The following is a 3,327-nucleotide window of genomic DNA, read 5'->3' as shown; positions in this document are numbered from 1 at the left end:
ATTTGGAAGCGATCCCAAAGAGCTTGGCCTCCACAAACACATAACCGACCCCATGAAAGTCCTAAAGGAGAGGGGCGCGGTAAGCTAAACCACCTTATGGGCGAGTAGTTTGGTTAAAGATATCCAATCAAGGTCTCCCATGAAGCGGATGCTTCATGGGAGACCTTGATCCTTAACCAGTTTGAGCTTCCTTGGTCAACTCGAAGTGGCATAATCATTAAAACCGTTTGCTTCTTGAGCATTTTTTCTCAATCGATTATGCTTGACAGATTGGGTTCTTCTTAAGCAAGCAGGGCTGCTAAATCTCGAGGGTGATCTCTTTGGCAAAGAGGGAAAAGGGCTTAAAAACAAAGAAGATACCTCAGGCCACGGTGACCAGGCTCCCGATATACTTGAGGTATTTGAAAGAGCTGATGGCCAGCGGAGTCGATGTCGTCTCCTCCTCTGACCTTGCTGAACTGGCTGGAGGTAACGGACCACAGCTCAGGAAGGACCTCTCCTTCTTAGGAGAGTTCGGCACCAGGGGGGTCGGCTACGACGTGGGTCTCTTGGCTACTCAGATAGCCGATTTTATGGGCCTAAAAAGAGCGAGGAATGTCGCCATAATAGGAGCCGGAAGGATCGGAACGGCCCTCGTCAAATATAAGGGCTTCGTTGAGAAGGGCTTTCCCATCCTGGCCGTCTTCGACTCAGACCCAAACAAGATCGGCCTTACCGTCGATGGCCTCAAGGTCAGGAGCTTGGGCGACCTCAAAGAGGCCCTTAAAAGCGAAAATATAGAGATCTGCGTGATAGCGACGCCCGCTCCAAAAGCGCAAGAGGCCTTAGATGGATTCGCAGAAGCTGGCATAAAGGCCGTCCTCAATTTCGCCCCGGTCTCACTCAAGGTCCCCGAGGGCGTGACTCTGCGCCAGATAGATCTCGCGGTCGAGATGCAGATACTCTCCTTCTTGAGCGAGCTTGGCGCCTGAAAAGTTTTTAGGTAAAGGGCCGCTTTGAGGGATTCACGTTCATCGGGTGGTATTAAGATAACTATAGAAACTAAGGACTTTTTGAGAGGAATATCCGATCTCTTAAATACCGAAATCGAAGGCTTCCCAGAGCTCAAGGTGGCTGTTTCAGTTCGTCCAAAGGACCTCACCTATGCCAATCTCTCTTACATCGCCTTCGGGTTTGGTCACGGCGACCCAGTTGCGATCGAGAAGATCGCACTGGCTCTTGAGTTTTTGAATCTGGGATTCTCTGAGCACTATCTGGATGAGCCAAAAAACACGGGCCTAATTCTGGGCGACCTATGTTATGCCAAAGCCCTTGGGATGGTGGCATCTCTTCCCGACCCCACTTATGCGGGTCACCTCTCTAAAATCATAAAAGAGGTGGCAAGACGCTCTTTTGAGTCTCAAGGCGAGCCGCTCGTTTGGGTGGAGGAGTTGACCGCCGCCGTCTTCCTTGGAGGACTTGCCGCAGGTCTTACCGGCAAACTCTTAGATGATCTCGGCGTCTTTGGAAGATCGCTTGGCCGCCTGATCAAAATGGAGCTTCTGGGCGAGAAGGCTCCCTTATCCCTTTACGATGAGACGGCCCGGCTCCTTGAAACATTGCCCAATGGCGCCGCCCGTAAAATTCTTAAATCCATCATTTCGCCCGCCGCTTTCTGATCAATAATATTTGGAGGATATAGACTTGCCTGAGATAGATCTGATACTGCTCCACGCTCCCAGCGTCTATGATTTTAGGGAGAAGACCATAATGTACGGCCCCTTGAGCGACCTGATACCGTCCGCCCCCATCTTCGAGATGTATCCGATGGGCTTTTCGATCATGGCCGAATATCTAGATAGATTCGGCCATAAGGCAAGGGTCGTTAATTTGGCCGTCCTGATGCTTAAGAGCAAAAATTTTGACGTTGAAAAGAGGATAAGGTCGCTCAAGGCCAGAGCCTTCGGGATCGATCTCCACTGGCTCCCTCACGCCCACGGCAGTATCGAGGTGGCCAAGTTGGTCAAAAAGCATCATCCAGACAGGCCCATAATCTTCGGCGGCTACTCCTCATCCTATTTTCACAAGGAACTCATGGAGTATCCCTTCATCGATTACGTTATCCGAGGCGACTCGACCGAGGAGCCCCTGCGGCAACTCCTTAAGATCATCAAGGAGGGAGGAGATTTAAGGTCCGTGCCCAACCTGACCTATCGAGACGGGGCGAGGCGGGTTTGCGAAAATCCCCTAACCCATGTGCCGAAAGATATCAATCACATAAACATGGACTACTCCTTCATGATGAAGTCGGCCATCCGTTACCGCGATCTTGTTGGCTGTTTGCCTTGGAAGGATTGGCTGAAGCACCCCTCGACCGCCGTCATAACATGCAAGGGTTGCACCAAGAACTGCAGTTTTTGCGGGGCCTCGGCCTTTGCTCAGAAGAACTTCTATGGCCGAAGCGAGGTGGCCTATCGCGATCCGGAGCTAGTGGCAAGGGACATACTAAGCATCCAGGGCTGTCTTAACAGTCCAACCTTTGTCTTAGGAGACCTTCTTCAGTCGGGGGAGGATTATGCGCGCCGCTTTTTTGCCGAGGCGAGGAGGCTCAATCTTAAGAACCAGGTCGGGTTGGAATTCTTCTCTCCGCCGGGAGAAGACTTCTTCAAAATGGCAGGCGGCTCGCTCAATCACTATGCCATTGGGGCTTCGCTGGAATCCCATGACATGGTGGTTCGGAGGGGCTCGGGCAAGACCTTCGACAACGAAGAACTGGAGGCGAGCATCGGCTGGGCCCTGGCTAACGGGGCCGAGCGTTTCGAGATCTACTACATGACCGGCCTTCCCTTCCAGACGGCCGACTCGGCCAGAGATACAGTAAACTATGCCGATTATCTGTATAGTAAGTTTGACGGGGATAAGCGTCTGCTCGCCTTCATCTCGCCGCTCGTTCCCTTCATCGATCCCGGCAGCTTGATATATGAAAACCCCGAAAAATATGGATATAAGATAAAATTCAAGACGCTAAATGACCACAGGAGGGCGCTCCTCGCCCCAAGCTGGAAATATGTCTTAAACTACGAGACCGACTATATGACGGCCGATGACTATGTTTCGGCCACCTATGACGCCATGAGCGGCATAAATAGGGTCAAGTTAAAATACGGGGTGATAGGAGAAGCCGAGGCCAGGCTCTTTGACGAGCGGGTCGCCTTTGAGAGGGAGCTTATCGGAAAGATCGACGAGATAATGGCCCTGGGCGACGAGGAGCTTAAGTCCAGAAGGCTTGCCCAGCTCAAAGAGGACGCTGATCGCTATAGCGTCTCAGAATCAGCCTCGAGCCACGCC

3 protein-coding genes are annotated in these 3,327 nt (G+C 52.0%); all 3 read left to right on the top strand.

Annotated elements, in window-relative coordinates:
* Window positions 1-320 precede the first annotated feature (320 nt).
* Window positions 321-971: a redox-sensing transcriptional repressor Rex gene (locus tag QMD53_06555; GenBank protein MDI6800305.1), complete on the top strand. Its 651-nt coding sequence runs from the start codon at window positions 321-323 to the stop codon at window positions 969-971.
* Window positions 972-1,052: 81 nt separating this feature from the next.
* Window positions 1,053-1,658, top strand: coding sequence for a hypothetical protein (locus QMD53_06550; protein ID MDI6800304.1), 606 nt, complete (start codon window positions 1,053-1,055; stop codon window positions 1,656-1,658).
* 25 nt (window positions 1,659-1,683) lie between these two features.
* A partial coding sequence (locus QMD53_06545; protein ID MDI6800303.1) for a TIGR04190 family B12-binding domain/radical SAM domain protein occupies window positions 1,684-3,327 on the top strand: 1,644 nt, incomplete at its 3' end.

The sequence above is a fragment of the Actinomycetota bacterium genome (assembly GCA_030017835.1).
Taxonomy (GTDB): domain Bacteria; phylum Actinomycetota; class Aquicultoria; order UBA3085; family Oleimmundimicrobiaceae; genus Yes70-04.
This window is presented reverse-complemented; position numbering and strand designations above follow the sequence as displayed.